This window comes from Streptomyces sp. NBC_01261, from assembly GCF_036226385.1.
Lineage (GTDB): Bacteria > Actinomycetota > Actinomycetes > Streptomycetales > Streptomycetaceae > Streptomyces.
Genome location: NZ_CP108463.1, coordinates 4,245,538 through 4,266,821, shown reverse-complemented (window position 1 = coordinate 4,266,821; position 21,284 = coordinate 4,245,538). Strand labels below are relative to the sequence as shown.

The window sequence follows — 21,284 nt, the reverse complement described above, 5'->3', positions numbered from 1 at the left end:
GGGCATGTCGACAAAACGCTGTAGAGACCTCACTGGCTGCGGTATACCAGGTGTACCCAGGTTGCAGGTGGTGCGACGATGGACGTTATGGGGGACAAGGCAACTCTGTTGGATACAGGGCGTTTTGTGCAGCCTTCCGACCGGGACGAGTCCGGTGACGGGGAGGCTGTCGACGAGGCACGCACACGGCTCGCCGCACAGGCCGGCGACGTCGAGGCGACGAGTGTCCTCGGAGCGATGCTGCTGCGCCGCGGTGATCTCGACGGAGCCGAGCCCCTGCTGCGTGCCGCCACCGCCGAGGGTGACCGGGCCGCGGCCAACAACCTCGGCGTCCTCCTTCACCAGCGCGGATACACCGACGACGCCGCCGGCTGGTGGCGGATCGCGGCCGTGGCGGGGTCCGCTGCCGCCGCGCACGCGCTCGGCCGGTACCACCGCGAGCGCGGTGACGAGCCGGCTGCCGAGTACTGGCTGCGCCAGTCCGCCGAACAGGGTCACGCGCTGGGCGCGTACGCGCTCGCCGATCTGCTGGAGCACCGCGGGGACGCCGCTGCCGAGCGGTGGATGCGGTCGGCCGCCGAGCGCGGGCACCGTGAGGCCGCGTACCGGCTGGCGCGGGCGCTCGATCGGCAGGCGCCGCACGAGGACGAGCGTGAGTACGGGGACGGGCGCGCGGTGGGGAACGGGCGTGGCGCTGAGGGCGACAACGGTGTCGCACCGGCCCCAGGAGCCTCTGGTGCCCCGGGTGACGAGGCCGAGCAGTGGTACCGGCAGGCCGCCGCGCGTGGGCATCAGCGGGCCGCGCTGCAGCTCGGGGCGATCCTGGAGAAGCGGGGCGAGCTCAAGGAGGCCGGGCGCTGGTATCTGACGTCCGCGAAGGACGGGGAGGCGCGGGCCGCCTGCGCGCTCGGGTTCCTGCTGCGCGACGCCGGCGACACCGAGAGCGCCGCCGTGTGGTGGCTCCGGGCCGCCCAGGACGGTGACGGCAACGCGGCCAACGCGCTGGGCGCGCTGCACGCCGAGCGCGGTGAGACGCAGACCGCCGAGCGGTGGTACCGGGCCGCGATGGACGCCGGGGACGTGAACGGCGCGTACAACCTCGGGCTCCTCTGCGCCGAGCAGGCGCGCACCGCGCAGGCCGAGCAGTGGTACCGGCGGGCCGCCTACGCCGGGCACCGGGAGGCCGCCAACGCGCTGGCCGTGCTGCTGCTCCAGGGCGGCGACGCGACCGGGGCCGAGCCGTGGTTCTCCAAGGCCGCCGAGGCCGGGAGCGTGGACGCCGCGTTCAACCTCGGGATTCTCTTCGCCGGGCGGGGCGACGAAGGCGTCGCGCTGCCCTGGTACGAGCGGGCCGCTGCCGCCGGGCACACGGAAGCGGCGTTGCAGGTCGGGATCGCCCGGCTGCGGGACGGGGACGAGCGGGAGGCCGAGCGGCATCTGCGGTGCGCGGCCGGCGGGGGGAGTGCGGAGGCCGCTTACCGGTTGGCCTCGGTGCTTGACGCTCGGCGCCCGCCTGCGCCCGCCCACGAGCTGGGTGAGCAGGTGCACGAGAAGACCGAGTGCGAGGAGTGGTACGAGCGGGCGGCTTCCCAGGGGCATCGGCGGGCGCAGGTCCGGGTCGGGATGCTGGCCGCCGCGCGGGGCGATGTCGTCGAGGCGGCTCGGTGGTACCGGGAGGCTGCCGAGGCCGGGTCTCGTAACGGGGCGTTCAATCTTGGGCTGTTGCTCGCGCGGGAGGGCAGCGAGCCTGAGGCCGCTGTGTGGTGGGCTCGGGCTGCGGATGCCGGGCATGGGCGGGCCGCGTTGCGGCTGGCTCTGGTGTACGCGCGTCGGGGGGAGCTGGCCGAGGGGCAGCGGTGGGCCGATCGGGCGGTGACGCTGGGGCCTCGGGAGGTCTCCGAGCGGGCGGCTCGGTTGCGGGATGCGTTGCGGCAGGAGCTGACGGCGTAGGTTCTCGCCCCCGTCGCCCCTACCCGTCCCATCAGCTGATTTCGCCGGTCCGCACGGAGTGGCTCCGGCCTGCGGTGTTAAACGATTTGCTTCTGTCCGGTCGTCTGACGTAGCGTTGCAATCACAACGGCGCGGGGTGGAGCAGCTCGGTAGCTCGCTGGGCTCATAACCCAGAGGTCGCAGGTTCAAATCCTGTCCCCGCTACTAAAGGCCGAGGGCCGGAATCCGAAAGGGTTCCGGCCCTCGGTGTTTCTACGGCTGGTGGCCCACCGCCTCCTCGTACAGGGAACGGTCCACCGTTCTGGATTCCGGGAGTGCCGGGCCCTTCGATACGCCCGCCGCCTGGTACGCCGACTGAAGTCGGGTCGTCGTGCCCACGCGGATCTCCCAGTCCATGATCAGTGACGGGGTCGACTTCAGGACCGACTCGTCCGTCTTCAGGAGTTTCGCCAGGTAGGCGACGAAGGACGGGTCCGCCTTGTAGTCGCCGGCGAAGTACGTGTTCACCGTGCGGATGTAGGCGCGGAGGAGGGCCACGCCGGCGTCCACGTCGTCGCTCAGGAGGCTGGGGCCGTACAGCATGCCTCCCAGGGGCTCGCCCGGCGGCTGGCCGCCCAGGAAGGCGTACCGGGGGTTGTCGTCGACCTTGCGCCAGACCGGGTCCAGGAGCCAGGCCGAGTCGACGCCGCCGTTCTGGAGGGCGGTGAGGACGTCGGCCGAGCCGAGTTGCTGGTACTGGATCCTGTCGAGGCCGCCACCGTGGGTGGCCAGGGCCTTCTCCATGGGGTACGCGATCACCGAGCCCTTGCCGATCATCGTGCCCATCCTGCGGCCCGCCATCCTGATGTCGGCCGCCGCCTCGCCCTTCTTCAGCTTCACCCAGAGGCCACTCTTCGACTTGGGATCGGGGGAGAAGTTGCCGGCCACCCACTTGATGTCGAAGCCGCCCTTGACGCCGTTCATGACGGCCGCCTCCGGGGCCGCCCACATCGCGTCTATGTCTCCCTTGGCCAGCAGGGGCAGTGCGTCGGGAGTCGGGAGGACCTTGAGTGTTACGTCCAGGCCCTCCTTCTTGAACTCGCCCTTGTCGACGGCTACTTCGAGCGGGGCTACGTACTCCGCGCTCAGCGTTCCCGTCACGATCGTCAACTTCCTTGTTTTGGGAAGGGGTTGGGGGGAAGGGGCGAGGGGCTCGCAACGGGCCGGGACGCGGGTGGGGGAGCGGTCCGCCGGGTCCGTCCAGGAGAACCTGCCGCAGCCGTCCACCGGTGTGACCGTGCGGTGGCCCGCGGCGGTCGTGCCCGAAGTCCCGTTGTCGCCCGCGTACTTGGACGAGCAGCCCGCCGACGCCAGCAGGGCCGCCACGACAACCGCCGTACCGTACGCACGCCTTCTCATGACTGGCCCCGTCCTCGGTCCCTCGGTGCCCACGGTGTGAGCAACCGGCCTGCAATACGCACCAGTTCGGAGAAGACGACGCCCAGGACCGCCACGCACACGATGCCGACGAACATCACGTCGTTCTCGAACAGGGCACGGGAGTCGAAGATCAGGTGGCCCAGGCCGTTCGTCGCCGCGATCTGTTCCGAGGCGACGATGACCAGGACCGCCACGCCGGCCGCTATCCGTGCGCCCACCAGGACCGACGGGAGGGAGGCCGGGAGGAGGACGTGGCGGAACATCTGCCAGGGCGTGGCGCCGAAGACCTGGCCCGCGTCCCGGTGGCCGGCGGGGATCGCCACCACCGCCGACATCGTCGAGATCCAGACGAAGAAGAAGACCGTGGTCGCGACCAGGGCTATCTGTGGGCCTTCTCCCAGGCCGAACATGTTCAGGAAGATGGGGAGAAGGGCCAGTTTCGGTACGACGTACAGGGCGTCCAGCAGTGGTTCCAGGGCGGCCCGGACCAGGGACAGAGAGCCCATCAGGAGGCCCAGGGCGTAGCCGGTCGCCGTGCCGATCGCGTAGCCGCCGAGGACGCGTTTGGTGGTGGCCCAGACGTCCGGCCACAGGTCGCCCGCAGCGGCTCGGGACCAGCCGTCGGAGAGGATCGTGGAGGGGGACGGGTAGACGCGGGGGTCTATCCAGCCCTGCGTGGCGGCCAGTTGCCACCAGAGGATCAGGGCCAGGGGGACGGCTGCGGCGAGGTTGAGTTCCAGGGCGCGTCGGCGGCGGTGGGTGCGCAGGGGGTCGAGTTCGTGGGGGCCGGGACGGCGGACCAGGACCGACTCCTGGTGGTCGGGGACGATGGTGGTCACGCCGGCACCGCCTCCTTCCGGAGCAGCTCCCACAACTCGCTTTTCAGGGCGGTGAATTCAGGGGCGTCACGGATGTCACCGGTGCGCGGGCGAGGGAACGGCGGGCGGTGTTCGGCGATGATCCGGCCCGGGCGGGCGGACATCACCAGGACACGGTCGCCGAGGACCAACGCCTCCTCCAGGCTGTGCGTGATGAAGAGGGTGGTGGTGCGCAACGACTGCGTGAGATCGAGGAGTTCGTCCTGGAGGATGGTGCGGAGCTGGGCGTCCAGCGCCGCGAACGGCTCGTCCATCAGCAGGAGTTCGGGTTCTACGGCGAGTGCGCGGGCGATGGCGACGCGCTGGCGCATGCCGCCCGAGAGGGTCGCCGGGTAGGCGTGCGCGAAGTCGGCGAGGCCCAGGCGGGTCAGCCACTCGGTGGCGCGGGCGTTCGCCTCGCGACGCGGGACGCGCTGGATGTCCAGGCCGAAGCGGACGTTCGCCCTGACCGACTTCCAGTCGTAGATGCCGTAGTCCTGGAAGATCATGGCCGCCGGGTGGGCCACGCGGCGGAGTCGCGTATCGGATGGCGGCGACGTGCGGATCTCCAGGGTGCCTGTGGTGGGGCGCAGCAGGCCCGCGGCTATGCGGAGGAGGGTGGACTTGCCGCAACCCGACGGGCCCACCAGGCAGACGAACTCGCCGGGGGCGACGGTGAGTTCGAGGGGGCCGAGGGCGTCCACCCGGTGCGGGGGGCGGCCGAAGGCGCGGGTCAGTTGGGTGGCGTGGAGTTTTGGGTGCGGGTCTCCCACGGTTGCTCCTTGCGGAGGGCGGTGCGTCTGTCGGTACGGGTGGGGGGTGCCGCACGACGATATGACGGACCGTCAGATTCGGGAAGCCCGTACGCATCACAAAGCCCCGGCGTCCGTGTCGCACGGATGCCGGGGCCTGCGAAGGGAGTTGCTACGCGCTCGCGCAGTTCGGGCACAGCCCGCGGTACGTCACCTCTACGTCCGAGACCGTGAAGCCGAAGCGCTCCGAGTCGGGGAGGTCGGCGAGGGGGTTGCCGCCCGGGTGGACGTCGCGGATCTGGCCGCACTGGGCGCAGACCAGGTGGTGGTGCGGGCGGTGCGCGTTCGGGTCGTAGCGCTTGGCCCGCTTGTCGGTGGAGACTTCGAGGACCTCGCCGAGCGAGACCAGCTCGCCCAGCGTGTTGTAGACCGTCGCCCGGGAGATCTCGGGGAGCTTGGTCACGGCGCGGGAGTGGACCTCGTCGGCGGTCAGGTGGACGTGGTCGCCGTCGAGGACTTCGGCCACGACGCGCCGCTGTGCGGTCATCCGCCATCCGCGTCCGCGCAGCCGCTCCAGAAGGTCACTCATGCGGCCCAGCTTAACAGCAGGGTGACCAGTTCCCGAATAGGTGTGACTTTGGAGAGTGGCTGGACTTGGATCGAGTCCAAGTCGAATTCCGGCTCGGATTCGGGCTGTGGCCCAGGTTCCGGCTGGGCCCCGCCCGCCGTCAGGCCGGTACCTGCTGTCGTGCCGGTGCCCAGCAGCGGATGATGTCGCGGACCGAGACGATGCCGGCGGGCTCGGCGCGGTCGAGGACGATGAGGTGGCGGAAGCCGCCGTGGGCCATCGCGCTGGCCGCGTCCTCCAGGGTCCAGGCCGGGGTGGCGAAGACGACGTCGGTGGTGGTGTGCGCGTGGGCGCGCTCGGTGTCCGGGTTCTGGCCCCGGCCGAGGGAGTTGAGGATGTCGCGTTCGGTGAGGATGCCGATGCCGCCGGCGTCCGGATCGAGGACCACGGCCGCGCCGACGCGGCGCGAGGCCATCAGGGCGGCCGCTTGGCGGAGGGTGTGGGCGGGGCCGATGGTGAGGACCACCGTGCTCATGGCGTCGCGGACCAGCGTGGACTGTGGAGTGGATCGCGGTGTGCGTTGCGGCGTTGGATGCAGCATGGGCTGAGGCCACCTCCTAGTGGAATCCGCGTGGTTCACGGGCCGTGGGCCCGCTAGTTACCGGATTCACAAATTCACAAGTGGGGGGACTCTCAGAGTTGCAGGTAAAGCACGGGTCAACAAGAGGGCGCGTGCGGCCGGTTGGGGGCGTGTGCGGGCGTCTCGTGGTGCTCAGTAGCGCTGGTATTGATCGTGGTCGTTGGCGGGGTGCGGGGTTACCCTCCACTCCGCCGACGAGCTGCGTGGTTGCGGCCGTCGTTGGTCGTTGCTGGTCATTGTCGGCCAGCCTCGGACGGCCCACAGACGGCCCGGCGAGGCCGCCGTGGCAATGCCCGGCTCGTCTCCGGACATCAGCTTGGGAAGCTGCGGGCATTTGGGGCTGGGCCGGGCGCTGACCTGGGCGAACGGTTCGGGTACGGCCTCGTCGGGCTGGGCTGCTTTCCCCGTGGTTCCCCGCTGTTCCCCGCTGGATCTGGTGCGGTTGTGGTGCGCGGACTTCGCACCACAGTCTGAGCGTCTGTCCATAGGTTCGGGCAACTCGTTGGGCACTGGCTTCGGCCGCCTGTGAGCTGATCGCTGACGCTCGTGGCTTCGGTCTCTGTGTCGTCGTTGCCATCAACACATCGGCTCCTCAACTCTCCTGGATCGGTACGCTTCCGTCCGGAGGCGGGAAATGTTCAGCGCAGTCACTTTCGGCAGTAGCGGTGCTATCTGCCTAGCTCTTGGCGTGTGGCTTGTCTGGCGGCAACACCGCCGACACGCCAGTACCCTGGCGAGCTGGGGCGTACTGGCCCTCGGAGTAGGGCAGTTGATACGCGCCGCAGGTTCCTCGACCGGAGACCGCCAGCCGCTTGGCGATGTCCTTGCCACCTGCTCTGCTGCAATCAGCGTGGTCGGCTTCATCCTGGTGGCGTGTGGCCGAGACACGGTCCGTAGCAGTCGCCGCGGTTGGAGGCGCCGGAAGCTGCCTCCAATCCGCCCATGAATCGGTGCACCTCCAACACGCTTTCCAACTGTGGTGGTGGGGGCTGAGGTGTCGTTCGGAGGCGTTCATCTGCGTTCATGGGCGGCTGCGTGCTGGACTGGGGACGGCTCCGGGTCTGGCCTGAACGGCCGTGAACGGGGCTGAATGAGACGGAAACTGAGACGGGCGGCCGCACCGCCGACGCACCTTGCCCTCTCAGGAACATGATCACCTTGGAGGTGTTTCACCGCAGGAAATCACTGTTTGTCCTACACGGACTGACTCAGGGCACCACGATGTACGCACCATCGTGAGAGGGCACCCATGACTACCACCCTTGCCAAAGGCGGCAACGCTGTCTTGTCCGCAGCGGTCTGCCGCGTCACCCTTTCCTCGCTCACTACGGGCATCGACGTATCTGCTGTTCTGCTCGGGCAGGACGGCAAGGTGCGGAGTGATGACGATCTGGTCTTCTACAACCACTCCTCGCAGGACGGGATCGTACTGAACGGGCAGACGATCGCCGCGAATCTGGTCGCGCTCCCTGCGACAGTGGACCGTGTTGCAATCGTCGCCAGCATTGACCCTGAGCTGAGGGCTACTCACTTCGACGCGAGCAACACCCCTCATGCAGTCGTCGAGTGTGGGAGCGCACGGATCACGTTTGCGCCGCCGCCGCTCACGCATCGGGAGACGGTGGTCATCCTCGTTGAGCTCTACCGACGGGCAGGCGTTTGGAAGGCAAGAGCAGTAGGCCAGGGGTGGGACACGGGACTGGCGGGTCTGGCCTCGGACTTCGGCATCGTTGTGGATGACCCCGGGCCGGCCATGGCGCAATCTCCGGCTGCGGCGACTGCCGCCGAGGCCCGGAACACGACTGCTGCGCCGCCACGACCCACCTACGCACCGAATGCCTCACCGGGGGGTGCACCAGTCCCGCTGACGACGACACCGACTCGCCCTCTCGTCCCGCTGGGCAAAGTCGCCCTCACCAAGGCCGGCCACGCGACTATTGACATGCGCAAGGACGACCCGAGCCTCGTCGTGACGGCCACACTCGAATGGAACGGCGGAAGCGCAGCCCGAAGACAAGCTGGCGCCGACCTCGACCTGTACGCCCTCTATGTCCCTGGAAGTCTTGTCACTCTGCCTGGCAAGCGCCCAAACAAGTCAGATCAGGTCGTCTACTACCGCCAGCTGGGATCGCCCTTCGCGCCGCCCTACATCGCCCTGGATGGCGACGCTCGGGCGCCGGGCCGCGAGACGATTACGATCCGTCGCCCCGACCTCCAGGGCTACGTCCTTCTCTGTGCCTACAGCGCGGTGGAAAACGGGGCCGGTTCGTTCAAGTCCTACGGTGCTCGGGCAGTCGTCACCGACGGGCGGGGTTCCACGGTGTCGGTGCCACTGTTCAACAACCGCAACTTGTCCTACTGGGTCGCCATCGCCTTGATCGACTTCACCGTTCCCGGCGGTGCCCAGATCCGGCACGTCGAGAAGTACAGCGGCAACCACGTCGAGGCCCGCCCCACCCTCTACTCGAACGGGAACTTCCGCATGAGCACCGGAAGGGTCGAATTCAAGACGAGATAGTTGGCAGCAAGATCAGGTCCATCCTCAAGTGGCTGGAGCCTGCCGGCCCTCCGCATCCCGGAAGTTCTGAGCTTGGGAAGCTTGAGTTCCTTGGCTGCGGATGCTGTGCTGACCTGCGGCGGAATGGTGCGGAGCGTGGTCGTACCCGTGACGAGTCACCGTTGCTCCCCGTGGTTCCCCGCACGACCTGGCACTCGAATGGCACGGTCTCTTCGCCTCGCACGTTCCTTGGCGGAGGGGGGGGCCAGAGTGTCTGAGCCTCAATCGACGACAGTCAGCCACGATGGCGAGTCAGTCGACTGTGTACGCGCGCGTGTGCTTCGCTGGGCCCCCGCCGATCTCAGCCACGTTGTCGATCGTCGACAAGAGCAAGACGCTACGGCGGAAGCGCATGGGGGGCGACTTGCGCGAGGACCGCTTCGTCCCAAAACTCGGGTGAGGGCTCAACCAGGGCCGACGGATCTTTCACACGCTGTGATGATCCGGTTGTTCGTCGCCGACTGGGTGTCGTATCCGCATGTTCCAGCAACTTAAAAAATCCTAAACGCGGCTTAAGGCGAACGACTCCTAGGTGACGCGACATCGGGTGTGAAGTAGTGTGTGAAGTATGACTCCGCGCCAGCCCGAGACTCCGTTTGGTGATGACCCGTGCGTTGACGTGCCCCTGTCGAATGCGCCGTTGGCGCGCGTCTTGGTGCAGCTTCGATTCGAGCCGCTGGCCGCGCTCGACGCCCCGAACGCCGCCCCTCTCTTCGCTGAAGAAATCGGTCATATCTACCCGTACCTCGAAAAAGGTACGGAGTTCAGCATGATCATTGGGCCAAGCCAGGTGTCCCCACAGATGGGGCAGACATCGGTCTGGCGCTATCGCTCGCCGGATCGTGTGACGACGGTTTCCCTTACCAACGGGAGTCTCTCGTTGGAAACCACCGCATATCGCGGTAACGCGGCTTTTTGTGGCGAGCTTTCAGTTCTAGTGGAAGCGCTCAAAAAAGTAACATATGTTCCCGCATTTACTCGCCTGGGATATAGGTACACTAATCGCGTAACGGATCAGTCCGTCCTTCAGGATCTCTCGAAATATATTCGCTCAGAGATTTTGGGGGTTTCCGGAGTCGAGTTGGGGCGAAACGTAGAATTGCAGCATTCTCTAGCTCAGGCTGCGTTTGCCATCGATGAGACCACTGGACTCTTGGTGCAGTGGGGAGAGATGCCTCCAGGAGGTTCGTATGACCCGTCTCTCCCCGCGTTGCAGCAGCGTAGTTGGGTGTTGGATCTAGATGCTTTCTATCAGGCGCAAGAAGTGAGCGCCGACTCTGAACAAGTGCGCATGAAAGCGGAATCGTTGGCAGGATCGGCATATCGGTTCTTCCGATGGGCCGTGAAGGATGAATTCCTGACTCACTTTGGGGGCGATGTATGAGCGCTACATTGTACAGTCAGGAAAACTCGCTGTACCAGATTCGTACAGATTCAAAACCGTCTCAGGCCAACATTGGATCTTTCGATGTGGCCACTCCTCCTAGGCCGCGCCTGTGGGTCGCGGGATTTCTTTGTGCAGCGACTTTGGCTACCTCCACCTTTGCTGGGGTTTCGGTAGCTAACGCGACATCGCTGACGGAGCAAACTACCGCACCGATTACATCGGATCTCGGCGCGGAAGGTCTAGCGGATTCGACGGATACACGTCAGGCCGACTTGCCCCTTGAGTCATCCGGTCTCGTGAAGATGATTCACGATGAAAGTGGCTTGACGTGGGAGCAGTTGAGTAAGGCCCTCAACGTGAGTCGCCGTTCAGTGCATCTCTGGGCTTCAGGTGGTCGCATCAATGCCCGCCATAGCGAAATGATCACGCGTCTTGCTCAGCTAGTGCGCTCTGCACCGGTACGTGAACCAACTTTGGTGCGCACTTGGCTACATGCATCGGAGCCCGGTGCACTGAGCCCGATGGAGGAGTTCCGGGCCCAGTTCAGGAAGACTGGCACTCCTCTTCAGGGCACTGGCTATACTTCAAGTGAACTGCTGGGTGCGGAAGCTGGCTGACCGTCAGGGTTGGGGGAGTCTGTGGAGTCGTCTTCCGGGGATTTGTCTGCTAGTCCCCCCGAACAGGAGACGGCTGTAAAAGCGAAACCTGTATGGGCGGAGCGCATTCGAGAGTACCGCCAAGGTGATGTTCTTCGTGTGGAAAGTATTCCATGCGAAATGGCGCCGGGAGTCGTCGCCAGGATCGAGACTCCACTAGGCGCGGCGATGATCACGCAGACGTGCGACTTGGTATTGCCGGACCGTTTGACTGCTCACCTGGCCCCCGTGGTGGAACTTTCAACCAATGATGCAAAGGCAAACCGAAGTGGACGGCGTCCGCACTTGGTGCCTCTTCCAGCTTTGGGTGACTGCTTTTTTGCGGATCTAACGTATGTGGCGACCATCGATAAATCGATAGTCGTTGATTCTGCGCGAATCGCAGGTGTCAAGGATATCGGTGATATTCGCAAATTCGGTCAGCGGGTGGGGCGCCGTTTCAGCAGGTTTGCTTTTCCTGACGAAGTAGTTCCCTGGCTGCGTCCGCTGCAATCTCTCGCAGAAAGCAGAGCTCTGAAAGATTCGAGTCCCATTGGTTGGGCGTTCCAGCAAGTCGCCTCTCTTCGTCTCCTATGCGAGGCTGACTGGGACAATGCCCCTTATCCTCTGACTCTCTGCATTGTGCTAGAACCCGGGGTTCTACCATCTTTCCCGGCGAATCTTGATGTTCCGCGGCCTTCTGTGAAGATTTCCGCGTGGCTATATGCCGCCGATGGATCCAGTCTGGCGCGCAAACATGGAGAGATTGCAGAGCTCCTACAGCGGGAGACTGATGTCTCCCTGACTACCGCCGATAGGTACTGGTTGTGGAGTGCGCTAAGTGAGGCTTGGGCCGGGCTATGTGTGGCGCCCCCGAACTCGACTCCACAGGTGCTGAACGCCGTGGAAGGGGGAACCATTGAGTCTGAGGTAATGTCGACGGAGGATTTTTCCTTCGAGAAGTTCCGAAACTCAGAGGAAATTGATCTCGATCACCTGTCCTCCCCGCTGCCGATTTGATCCTCTGGCGCGTTGAGCAGTCCGTAGCCCGACCTGGCAAAGCGCGATGCTGGGGTCACGACGACTGCGCTCAGGTGGCGGCCAGGAGCGGTGGATACAACCACGTCGCATCTCCTTCGCCTGGCCTCAGGTGGCCGCCGATAACTACGAGCGCGGCCCGGGCGCCGGCCGGGCTGGAGCGGGGCGGAGACAGGAGCGCAGGCCCGGCCGGGGGCCGGGCCGCGCGCGGGGAGCGGAGCGAGCCGCCTTGAACCAGTAGAGAAAGTTGTAACTCGCTGGGCTGAGAGCCTCTGCGCAGCGACGACTTGAAAGACCGACCGGACTTCAGGGCGGAAGCGGTCCGCAAGATGCCGGGCGCATGGGTCGCCCGGGTCGAACAGACGGCCGTCGGCGAGCTGGCCCGACGGCTCGTAGGTCAGGCATCAGCAGGCTCGGGGTGCCGTACAGCCCGCTTCGCCGCCTGCTCCACTTCATACCGCGACATGGTCACGTCGTCGCGCGTCGCGTATGCGGTCACAGCGGCCTGGAAGTCTTCGGCCGCCGTACGCCACGCCTTCCACTGTGCCTCGTACTCCTCACGATCAAGACCGGTGAGTTGTTGACGGGCGTCTTCGGAGGAACGTTCCAGCTTGATCAATTCGTCGGGGATGTCTGCCATGACCTGGATCCTAAGATGCCGCAGAGACGGACCCGGGGATGCGGCTCGGGGAACGGCAAGGCCTACGGATGCAGGGACGACGACAAGGGGCAACCGAAGGTTGGATGTAGATATCGAACACAGAATTGGGCAAAGTCTGGGCTCAGCGCAGGGCTTCGATGGCCTTCACGATCAGAGCGCGAGCGTCCGCGCCGTACACGGCCATGCTGCGCAACCGCTCGAACGCCTTCACGTACAGGGCGATCTCGGAGGGCTGGGTGACGTTCACCTCTGCGGACACCAGCTCGACGGAGACGTGCTTGTCGTCGTAGATGTGAAAGGTCTCTTCAGGCCAGTGTGTCCGGCGGATGGTCATGGGGATGACGCCGAGGGAGACGGCTGGGAGGGCGCCGGCGGTGAGGAGGTAGCCGAGTTGTGCTGCCATCGCGTCAGGGTCGGCCACCTGGGAGTGCAGGGCGGCCTCCTCGATCACGACGATGAAGCGGTGTCCGTGTTCGTGGATGATGCGGGAGCGTTCGAGCCGAGCGCGCGCAGCTTCCGCGCTGTCGTCGATGTCTAGGTCGTGGATGTCTGCGGCGATGCCGAGGACGGCGAGCGCGTAGCCCTCTGTCTGCAAGAGCCCGGGGACGATGCTGGAGGAGTAGATCCGGAAGTTCTGGGTTTCGCGGGACGCCTGCATCCTGCTGTCCTGGATGTGGCGCAGTCCGGCGCGGACCTGGTCGCGCCATTGCCGGTACATCGACTCCGCGTTGATGGACTGCACGACGAGATCCTGCGCTTGTCCGTCCGACCCGGTCGCGGTGCACCAGCGTCGGATGTCGTTCGCGGACGGCCCGGTGAGGGCGTTCTCGATGCGTGAGGTTTTGGAGTAGTGCCAGCCGCACGCGGCAGCCAACTGCACGACCGTCAGGCCGGCTTCCTTGCGGAGGTCGCGCAACCGATGGGCGACGGCTTCACGTGCGGCCTGGGCGGAGGAGGAGGGCGACGCGGGCATGGGATGGCTGCCGGTGCTTTCTGGTCAGTGGATCTGGTACTGGCCGTGCGGGATCGCGCGCGCCCATACGGCCTCGAAGGACTCAGCGCACAGCTTCGCGCCGGCGGGGTCCTCAGAGACCTCGTGCCCGATCATGGCCCCGTCGCCGGAGAAGTAGCCCCACCGGATCACCTGGTCGTCGAAGAGCCAGAAGTCGTTGGCCGGCAGGGCGATGTTCGAGGCGCTGCGGCGGGGCAACCAGCGCACCTGTTCCCCGGCGTGCACGTTGACGCCGGTGGAGGCGTGTTCGTAGCGGATGTAGTCCGAGACGGGTTCGGACACGATCCGGGCGCGCCGCACCACGACGCCGCGCGCCACGGCACGGGAGACCAGGTCCACCCAGGGTGCCCAGTCCGGCGATCCGGGGTCGGTGTCGAGACGGCCGGTCTCCAGCCATGTCCGGAAGTCATCAGCCTCTGCGGCCACCCCGTAGTGGTCTCGCATCTCGAGGTGCACAGCGGAGTGTGTGCACTCGTCCATGAGTTCAGCGATCGTCGGAACGATCGAGGACATCGCACGCCTCCCTGATCATGTGCACCATCCTGGCAGGGACGCGGACGACGGCCTCGTCCACCGGAATGCCGACGGCATGACCTGGTACTTCGAACGCGGCGCACTCTGCTTCGAGTTGAGGGTCGGGCTTCCATCCCTGAAAGACGAGTTCGCCCTTCTCCTGGTCGACCCACACGGTCGGTGAGTCCGCGGTCTTGGTGTCGGGGTCGATCCCGATGAACCGTAGCGACATGACTGTCTCCATCCATGAGATGTGCAGTTCTTTGCGACACGCTCCGGCAGATGGCGTAGCTGGTCAAGAGGATGAACTCGCCAAGCAACAAGGCTGGTTGGCATGAATGCAAAGATCTGCACATTGTTGGCATTGGCGTCCATCGCACTCCTAGCTTCGAGAGGCACGACGAGACCCGGCGACCACGCGAACGTCCCCGGGCGTGGCCGACTGGGCAGGGGCCGACATGGCGAACCGCACCACCGCAGCATCCGAAGGCACTGAGCGCCGGCAAGCCGATCGCCCTGACATCACCGTCATGCGCGAGACCGTGGGAATTCTGCTGGACCCAGACTCCGTGGAGCTGCCCCCAACCGCTGATGAGCTAGAGACGTTGACGCGGATGATTCGGGGCCATCTGGAGTTGCTCATCCCCGAGGTCGAGCAGTCCGCCAGGCGGTTGAAGAAGGACAGCATCCCCCGGTACTGCGCGCTCGCCTGTGTAGGCGAGGCACGGGGAAAGCTCAGTGCCGAGCCGATCCGCAGATTCGGCGTAGAAGTCGGCTATGCCCGACGCCTGGCACGCACCTTGAAGGCTTTGTGCGACCACTACGAGAACCTCGGCGAGCGCCCGTGACTGCGGCCGTCGACGACACCTCGATGCGCTCCGCCGAGTGCGCGCTGGCTGCGCAGGACGGCTACCAGGAACTGCACCACGAATGCCGCCGGACCAAGGACATCCCACTGCCACACGGGGCCAGCCTGGTCCTGGTACGACGCTGTCCCTGTCCCTGCCACACGCGTGTGGCAGGGACGTCATGACTCTGCGCTTCTGCCGCTACTGCGACGAGCCGATCACCGATCCTGACGACGTAGTTCACCTCTGGCACGAAGAGAGCATGAGCGGACCGGGGCGAGATGTGTGGGCGCACCGCGAGCATGCTGACCTCGTCGAGCCGGACACTGCGCTGGTGCGCATTCTGGCGCGCGTGCTGATTGCGGAGTGGACGAGGCCCTGATGCAGGACAACCCCGATGACACGACTCTGTTGTCGACGGTCATTTAATTGGTCCTGGCCGTGATTCCGTGAACTCCTGATCGTCGTGCGCCTGCGGGAACGTTTCTCGTGGGGATTGCCCAGGTACGGGGGCCGTGGCGATCGAGGACGTGTTGCTTCCCGGGATCGATGTGCATGTCATCGGGTGCACGTCAGCGCGGAGAGAGCTGCTGTCGTTCTGACCTCGGGCGCCGACGAGTTCCAGAGCACTGATCATGACGGCCACTTGCCATCTCCCCGTCGTCAACCGCGCCGCCCAGCAACCATTGGACGAAGCCGCATCCGCCGTCGCCCGCATCCTCGGCGGTGTTTCCCGACTCCTCGCCACCAGCAGCCGCTGCACCGTGCATTCATCTCGGCCAACTCTCCTTGAACAGCTGATCACCTGAGTGACATCAGGCCAACGAGTCCGCTGCGCCTGGTGAGTTGATCGAGGTCGCTTATACGATCACGCCGCATCCCGGGAAGTTGACAGCGCCACGAACCAGGTCACCCGAAAGGATCTTCATGCAGGTCCGTAGAAATCGCATACTCTCCGCCCTCTTATCCCTCGCTGCCGCAGCCGCCGTAACTCTCGTGACCGCGCCAGGAGCCCACGCAGACGCCCCTCCCGCCCACGGAAGACTGCTTGGCTCCTTCAACCCGCAGGATCTCGCCCCGCAGTCGGCCTCACACCTGACGAGCGCCCTGAAGTCGTCGGCCAGGCACTGCGCACAGCTGCCCGCAGGTTCAGCAGCTCGGAAGGCCGGAGCAGCCACCGCGTGCATCCAACTGGCAGGGGCGTCCGACAGCAGCGACCCGGTGCACGGCAGTCAGCTGGCGAGCGTGCAGCCGGCTGCCGTGACATGCAGCACCACACCAGCTTCGTATTCTTACGATCGGCACAGCTACTGCCTTAACAGTTTCAAAGCCACTCTCACCAACTGGAGCGAGGAAGGCGAAATCCTCGGCACAGGAGTCGTGTTGGTCAGTGCCAACGCCACCCTGTCGGCGTCCAGCGGCCAGTGGCAGGAATCTCAGACAGCCACCTTCTCCGAGGCCACGGGCACGGTTAAGGAGCTGGGAGTGACCCTCACGGCCAGTTGCACCGCCGCGTGCACCGCCACCGTGCCCAACCCGTGGGCCGGCAGTCGGCTGCTGACACTTGGCCAGTCGGCAACCGGCAACGTCACCTTTCTCTCCACGCCAGGTGCGGGCCTGGTCAGCGACATCACGACCAAATACGACCTGCGGGTGGATCAGCCCGGAACCACCCCCATCAACATTGACGCCATCTGGAGCAATCCCCGTCAGGTGCGCTGCGACACCATGTTCGCCGGCAACACCAGCACCGGCTGTGTCATCTCCAGCGTCCGCGCTCAGCTCATTCTGCCGTTGTCCTCGTACGGCGCCGCTGCCGCTACCTACGGCTGGGCCGAAGCCAACCTCATCGACCACTGGGGATCCACAGCCAACCCGATCCAACGTCTCGCCGACGAACCCACACAGACAGCGAACCGCAGGAACACATGCGGAGCGGGAGCGACCAGGCCCTTCGTGACGCTTCCAGCCAACGTCCCCGACGACAGCTGCGACGAGTATCCCTTCGCTGCGTCCTACCAGGGAGGCACAAACGGCGCCGCGTGCGCGGACGTCGTTCCCCTGCTCCAGAACGGTGTCTGGCAGTTCTACCAGGATCCCAACGCCCCTGCGGTCACCCACAATGAACCATGCGTTCGCGGTCACGTGCCCCTGACTCAAAACTCGGCGGCCGGCGGCAAGGTGGGCAGTAACAGCCAGACGGAGCGCATCATCGATCTTGAGAAGTACGAGGTCGTAATCACAAGCTGAGTCCCTTACCCGGCTGTCCCCGGGGAAGAACCCGGGGACAGCCGGGTCCGAAGTGAACTAACAGGAGTACGGATGACCGAGTCGTCCCCGAACTGGGACTGGATGCTGCGTGGCGGCTACGGGGGCATGTGCCTCACCTTCACCCACGGCGTGACCCCCGAGGCCGTTCTCCGACGCTACGGAGCCGACCCCTCCCAAGCCAGCAGCATCGCCTTCCCGCAGGTTTACGAACTCCTCCAGCCGGGCCCGGACAGCTCCATCCTCAGGGTCGGATCCATCCGGGAATGGACCTTCTGCTGTGAGACTCTTGGCGTTCAAGGAATCATGCCTGCAGTCCTCGCAGCACTCTCCCAGGACACCCAGACAGTCGCCGTCAACCACGGAGCCAACGCGCTGCACACCCTGGAACACTGGGTGGACGGACAGCCACGCGAGCGCTTCGAACCAGGACAGGAATCCTCTCTGCAGGCTGCCGACGTCCACCCGCTCTGGGACACGGTCGAACGCCACCGGGCCGACCACCACAGCGTTCCAGCTGTCCTCGGAGCCCTTGAAGCCGTCGGTGACCGCATCGGCGGACACCTCACCGCCGACATCGTGGCAGGCCCGCTGCTCACCACAGCCCTACCGTGGACCCTTCCCCCACTTCCTTCGCCGGCGGCGCCCCTTCCCTTCGTCCATGCGGCCGAGACGAGGCCCCTGGGTTCACGCATCGGCACCTTCCGCCCACCCACGCGGTAGAGGGCCAGTTTTCGGCGGACCGGGCTATCCGTGCCGCTGGTCGTACGCGGCTTACACAACTCCGTATAGAAATCCGACGTTCATCGCAGTGTGGGCGGTCACGATACGTGACGTTCCACGTTTGTTGTCAGCGGTCAAGTAATTCCCCACGATGTGCATGATCAGCGTCACGTAATTCCCCACCCTGGCGGTCACCACTCCCCAAGGGGACGCTGACCCTTGATGGTGTCCGTGACCGCGCTCGAACTAGCATAAATTTCTATGTTTCGGGTGGTTTGAGCCGCTGTCGGATCTTCCCTTTAGAGCAGGCTCGGGATCCGGCTCCGCAACGATCCCCGCGCGAGACGCGGGGATCGGGACACCATGCGACGGGCGGGCTTGATGCGCCCTGATCCGCTTGGATATCACCGCCGGCTTCGCGACGCGAAGCAATCATGCAAAGGGGCGCAACCACAGTGGACTTGCTGAAAAACGTACTGGCCGACAACGACTACCCTGGCCGCGGCGTGCTGTGGTGTACAACCGGCGACGGCACCACGCTCGGCGCCTACTTCCTCACCGGGCGCAGCCCCGCCTCCCAGGCCCGCACCCTGCACCGCACCTCCAGAGGTGAACTGATCGTCACTCCCTCCGACGCGCGCGAACACGACCGCCTCCGGCACTACGTCGCCGCCCGTCAGAGTCCGAACTGGCTGGTCTTCGGCAACGGAGAGCAGGTCTCCACCGTGGCCGACCGACTCATCTCCGGACAAGCTCCGCTCCTGGCCCTGGACGGACTGGACTACGAACCCGACCCGCCGATCTTCACCTCCCGCCTGACCGTGATCGCGGACAACGAAGGCGGCCAAGCCTGGTTCGGCGCCGCCCGGCACAGCGCCGGGGACCGCACCGCCTCCAACCGGCTCGCCCTGCACATCAGCGACCTGCCTCCCAGCGAGGGAGTGCTCATGACGACCTACCACTCGTCCGGGCAGGAGGTCGCCACCGGCGCCCCGTTCACGGAGATCCGCACCACTGCCGAGACCCACAGCGACCTCCTCGACGAGCTGTGGTCGGCGCTGCCGCCTCATCTCCGCATTGCCGCGGCTGTCTTCACGCCCGGGGACCTGGCGGGTTCCAGCATCCGACAAACCTCTCGCACACGCGTCTGAGGTTCTTCGCCGAGCCCGAAGGCTCAGCACCGGAGAATCCGCTCAGCAAGATCACTACAGTGCGCAGAACCCAGACCAGGGGCTGGGGAATTACGTGACCACAGCCCCTGGGGAATTACGTGATCGTCCACATTTGTCAACGGTCACGCAATTCGTGCTCGTCCACATCGGTCATTGATGTCAGAACGTCGTGCACTTTTCGCTGGTCAAGTCACCATTGGCAGAAGGACACTGCGGCATCATCCCCGGACTTGTACCGCGGCCACCGGCGCCCAGTGGGGTCCGTGGCCTCAACCCTGCGTACGGTGTCGATCAGTTCACGGGGACCTCCGGCCCGGAGCGTGGCGAACGCTTCCGACCAGGTTGCCATCTCGTACTCGCTCACGAGCCTTGATACGCCGTCAGACATCACGGCGGCAGCGTGCACTTCTCTGAGTGATGTAGTGCCGGTCAGGGTGTGCTCTGCTGCTTCTGGGTCTGCCGCAGCCACCCAGTACCCCTCTGCCGTGTTGCGTACTTGCCGCTGCGCGAGCACGAATCGTTGCACGGCCTCCCTGTGCTCCGAGGTGTGAGTCTCGTACTGCTCAACCTCAGCTCTCATCTCGGGCAAGATGTCGTCCACCCGGAGATCAGTGATCACCGAGTAGCCCTGCGGCCCCTCAAACACGATGGGGGAGTCTGCGAGGACGAGATGGTCCAGGTCGCTGTCTCGATGCCGCAAGACCGCGACCGTGGAGGACGGCGTCCCCGGATTCTTGAGGTCGCACTCGGGATGCAGCCCTGCAACACGTTCGAGAGCATCCGCCAAACCATCTGAGAGTTGGCGGTCCGGGTCTGCGAGGGCCGCAAGAAGCTGACCGCCGAGGTGCGCGACGTACCACGGGACGCCGTGCCGGCATCCCGTGCTGAGGCCTGCCGTACTAAGTCCGTCCAGCACGACAGCGAGCGTGGGTGTCCCTGCCGCCCAGTCCTCATTGGGGTTGGCTCCCCCCGGCTGTGTGTCCATACAGACGCGCATGATCATCCCTCGTGTCGGTACAGCGGGGTGACGCGGCGGCTCTCCTGTACGTCGAGCGTCTTGGGGTCGTAGCGACAGGAAATGAGCGTCGAGAACCGGCGGGTGCGAACCTCCCGGTACAGCTCGGCGAGGTTGTTCTCCAGGTAGTGCACGACCCCGTTGGCGCCTATGGCGTGGATTCCGGCGATGTACAAGAACGTGCCACGGCCGTCCAGTCGGGGGAGTCGGCCCAGGTAGCCGAAGTCGCCGGCCGTGCCGTCTTCATCCATCGGCGATCGGTACTCCGTGCCGGCTTTCTGGTCCACCAGGTGCCAGGCTCGGTCTTTCTCGAAGCGCAGGTTGTCGTCCCCTTCGAGCACCTGGGCGACGATGGGTGACAGTCGCGGTCCACAGACGACCACGTGGTTGTCGCGGTTGAGGTTGACGATCCCCGTCGTCGGGATCACCTCGTACTCGGCCTCAAGCTTCATCCCACCCAGCAGCTTGCGCAGGTGGTCGAAGTTTTTGAGGTCTTCCCTGGTCACAACCTCACTCGGGTTCTGGTCAGGGCCCTTGCCTGCCTCGGGCTTGCCACCGAGCGACACCGTCACCAGGTTTGTGCCGAAGAATGCGCGCTCCGGGGGCGGCCCGGCAGACGCCAGCTGCCCTACGCGACCTCGACTCACCCCGAGTTGCGTGGCGATTTCGGTCTGAGTCATGCCGGACGCCTGCGCTTCTTCGATGGCCTCGCGGCGGATGCGGGACAGCTCAAGCACCCATCCCTGATAGGTCGCCATCAGGTCGATCGCTGCTTTGGCCCGGTCGACCGGGGCCGCAATCTCAGAGACCCGCTTCATGTCGTCGTGCACAGCTCTCCACTCCTCGTCTAGGGGGGCTAGCGAACTCTATCGCTAGAGGGGGTTGCGCGCACCCCTCCCGTTTGCTTACGGTACCTATCAGGAAAGAGCGCAACCCCCCCTAAGCGACGTAGGGAGGATGCGTCCCGCCTGCTTGACCTGCAAGAACAGCACACCCAGGAGCCCCGCAGTGGACGGGGGGAGGGCACCGGACAGTCGTCTGCCTCACGGCAGGCGATCCCTTGGCAGTCCGGATGGCAGACCGAAAGGTCAGGTCTCTGCCTACAACGGGGCCCTAGCGAGCTGTACCTGATCCGGCAGCCGCGTCCCCGAAAGAGACCACTCATCCACCGCAGTTCTCTGCGGCCGGTTGCCTCCGCTGCTCGTCTCGCACGAGCGGCGCTGAGGGGAGCCGGAAACCCGACTTCAACGGCGCGCGGCCCCGGTGCGC

Annotated in this window: 21 protein-coding genes and 1 tRNA gene; 11 read left to right on the top strand and 11 right to left on the bottom strand. The window is 65.6% G+C overall.

Going from position 1 to position 21,284, the window contains the following annotated elements; translation table 11 throughout:
- The first annotated feature begins 78 nt into the window (after nucleotides 1-78).
- Nucleotides 79-1,950 (top strand): tetratricopeptide repeat protein, encoded by a 1,872-nt coding sequence (locus OG226_RS18380; protein ID WP_328679194.1) that lies wholly within the window; start codon nucleotides 79-81, stop codon nucleotides 1,948-1,950.
- Between the two features lie 130 nt (nucleotides 1,951-2,080).
- Nucleotides 2,081-2,154: transfer RNA gene (locus OG226_RS18375), tRNA-Met, on the top strand.
- A gap of 48 nt (nucleotides 2,155-2,202) precedes the next feature.
- On the opposite strand, the gene OG226_RS18370 is transcribed toward OG226_RS18375, so the two are convergent.
- From OG226_RS18370 to OG226_RS18350, 5 genes are all read right to left on the bottom strand, one after another.
- Nucleotides 2,203-3,348 (bottom strand): ABC transporter substrate-binding protein, encoded by a 1,146-nt coding sequence (locus tag OG226_RS18370; RefSeq protein WP_329349493.1) that lies wholly within the window; start codon nucleotides 3,346-3,348, stop codon nucleotides 2,203-2,205.
- Nucleotides 3,345-4,208 (bottom strand): ABC transporter permease, encoded by an 864-nt coding sequence (locus OG226_RS18365; protein WP_329349492.1) that lies wholly within the window; start codon nucleotides 4,206-4,208, stop codon nucleotides 3,345-3,347. Before OG226_RS18365 ends, OG226_RS18370 begins: the two co-directional genes overlap by 4 nt.
- Entirely contained in the window at nucleotides 4,205-4,999 is a 795-nt protein-coding gene (locus OG226_RS18360) for an ABC transporter ATP-binding protein (RefSeq protein WP_328679191.1), read from the bottom strand. Before OG226_RS18360 ends, OG226_RS18365 begins: the two co-directional genes overlap by 4 nt.
- Nucleotides 5,000-5,150: 151 nt before the next feature.
- Entirely contained in the window at nucleotides 5,151-5,567 is a 417-nt protein-coding gene (locus OG226_RS18355; protein ID WP_328679190.1) for a Fur family transcriptional regulator, read from the bottom strand.
- Between the two features lie 139 nt (nucleotides 5,568-5,706).
- Nucleotides 5,707-6,147, bottom strand: coding sequence for a CBS domain-containing protein (locus tag OG226_RS18350; RefSeq protein WP_329349491.1), 441 nt, complete (start codon nucleotides 6,145-6,147; stop codon nucleotides 5,707-5,709).
- Between the two features lie 1,288 nt (nucleotides 6,148-7,435).
- Here OG226_RS18350 and OG226_RS18345 point away from each other — a divergent pair.
- The 3 genes from OG226_RS18345 to OG226_RS18335 all read left to right on the top strand — a co-directional run bounded on the left by OG226_RS18345 (nucleotide 7,436) and on the right by OG226_RS18335 (nucleotide 11,785).
- The gene (locus tag OG226_RS18345) at nucleotides 7,436-8,704 is read left to right on the top strand and encodes a TerD family protein (RefSeq protein ID WP_329349490.1); all 1,269 of its coding nucleotides are present in this window, start codon (nucleotides 7,436-7,438) and stop codon (nucleotides 8,702-8,704) included.
- A gap of 607 nt (nucleotides 8,705-9,311) precedes the next feature.
- On the top strand, nucleotides 9,312-10,127 hold the full coding sequence (locus OG226_RS18340) for a TIGR04255 family protein (RefSeq protein WP_329349489.1): 816 nt from the start codon (nucleotides 9,312-9,314) through the stop codon (nucleotides 10,125-10,127).
- An 827-nt stretch (nucleotides 10,128-10,954) separates the two neighbouring features.
- The gene (locus tag OG226_RS18335) at nucleotides 10,955-11,785 is read left to right on the top strand and encodes a hypothetical protein (RefSeq protein WP_329349488.1); all 831 of its coding nucleotides are present in this window, start codon (nucleotides 10,955-10,957) and stop codon (nucleotides 11,783-11,785) included.
- A gap of 415 nt (nucleotides 11,786-12,200) precedes the next feature.
- Here the strand turns inward: OG226_RS18335 and OG226_RS18330 are convergent, their stop codons facing one another.
- The 4 genes from OG226_RS18330 to OG226_RS18315 all read right to left on the bottom strand — a co-directional run bounded on the left by OG226_RS18330 (nucleotide 12,201) and on the right by OG226_RS18315 (nucleotide 14,221).
- Entirely contained in the window at nucleotides 12,201-12,443 is a 243-nt protein-coding gene (locus tag OG226_RS18330) for a hypothetical protein (protein WP_328829209.1), read from the bottom strand.
- 142 nt (nucleotides 12,444-12,585) lie between these two features.
- Entirely contained in the window at nucleotides 12,586-13,437 is an 852-nt protein-coding gene (locus OG226_RS18325; RefSeq protein WP_329349487.1) for a helix-turn-helix domain-containing protein, read from the bottom strand.
- A 24-nt stretch (nucleotides 13,438-13,461) separates the two neighbouring features.
- Nucleotides 13,462-13,989: a DUF6879 family protein gene (locus tag OG226_RS18320; protein WP_329349486.1), complete on the bottom strand. Its 528-nt coding sequence runs from the start codon at nucleotides 13,987-13,989 to the stop codon at nucleotides 13,462-13,464.
- Complete coding sequence (locus OG226_RS18315; protein ID WP_329349485.1) at nucleotides 13,961-14,221, bottom strand: hypothetical protein; 261 nt, start codon at nucleotides 14,219-14,221, stop codon at nucleotides 13,961-13,963. Before OG226_RS18315 ends, OG226_RS18320 begins: the two co-directional genes overlap by 29 nt.
- Nucleotides 14,222-14,447: 226 nt before the next feature.
- Between OG226_RS18315 and OG226_RS18310 the strand changes: the two genes are divergently transcribed.
- The 6 genes from OG226_RS18310 to OG226_RS18285 all read left to right on the top strand — a co-directional run bounded on the left by OG226_RS18310 (nucleotide 14,448) and on the right by OG226_RS18285 (nucleotide 18,979).
- Nucleotides 14,448-14,837 (top strand): DUF6415 family natural product biosynthesis protein, encoded by a 390-nt coding sequence (locus tag OG226_RS18310; RefSeq protein WP_329349484.1) that lies wholly within the window; start codon nucleotides 14,448-14,450, stop codon nucleotides 14,835-14,837.
- A gap of 181 nt (nucleotides 14,838-15,018) precedes the next feature.
- Nucleotides 15,019-15,219: a hypothetical protein gene (locus OG226_RS18305; protein WP_329349483.1), complete on the top strand. Its 201-nt coding sequence runs from the start codon at nucleotides 15,019-15,021 to the stop codon at nucleotides 15,217-15,219.
- Between the two features lie 253 nt (nucleotides 15,220-15,472).
- Nucleotides 15,473-15,646, top strand: coding sequence for a hypothetical protein (locus OG226_RS18300; RefSeq protein ID WP_329349482.1), 174 nt, complete (start codon nucleotides 15,473-15,475; stop codon nucleotides 15,644-15,646).
- 412 nt (nucleotides 15,647-16,058) lie between these two features.
- Entirely contained in the window at nucleotides 16,059-17,087 is a 1,029-nt protein-coding gene (locus OG226_RS18295; protein ID WP_329349481.1) for a NucA/NucB deoxyribonuclease domain-containing protein, read from the top strand.
- A gap of 72 nt (nucleotides 17,088-17,159) precedes the next feature.
- Entirely contained in the window at nucleotides 17,160-17,828 is a 669-nt protein-coding gene (locus OG226_RS18290; RefSeq protein ID WP_329349480.1) for a DUF6461 domain-containing protein, read from the top strand.
- A gap of 455 nt (nucleotides 17,829-18,283) precedes the next feature.
- Nucleotides 18,284-18,979 (top strand): IMP cyclohydrolase, encoded by a 696-nt coding sequence (locus tag OG226_RS18285; protein WP_329349479.1) that lies wholly within the window; start codon nucleotides 18,284-18,286, stop codon nucleotides 18,977-18,979.
- 211 nt (nucleotides 18,980-19,190) lie between these two features.
- On the opposite strand, the gene OG226_RS18280 is transcribed toward OG226_RS18285, so the two are convergent.
- Together OG226_RS18280 and OG226_RS18275 are read right to left on the bottom strand one after the other, a co-directional pair.
- Nucleotides 19,191-19,916: a hypothetical protein gene (locus tag OG226_RS18280; RefSeq protein WP_329349478.1), complete on the bottom strand. Its 726-nt coding sequence runs from the start codon at nucleotides 19,914-19,916 to the stop codon at nucleotides 19,191-19,193.
- An 83-nt stretch (nucleotides 19,917-19,999) separates the two neighbouring features.
- Nucleotides 20,000-20,845, bottom strand: a complete 846-nt coding sequence (locus OG226_RS18275) for a sigma factor-like helix-turn-helix DNA-binding protein (RefSeq protein ID WP_329349477.1) — start codon at nucleotides 20,843-20,845, stop codon at nucleotides 20,000-20,002.
- Nucleotides 20,846-21,284 lie beyond the last annotated feature (439 nt).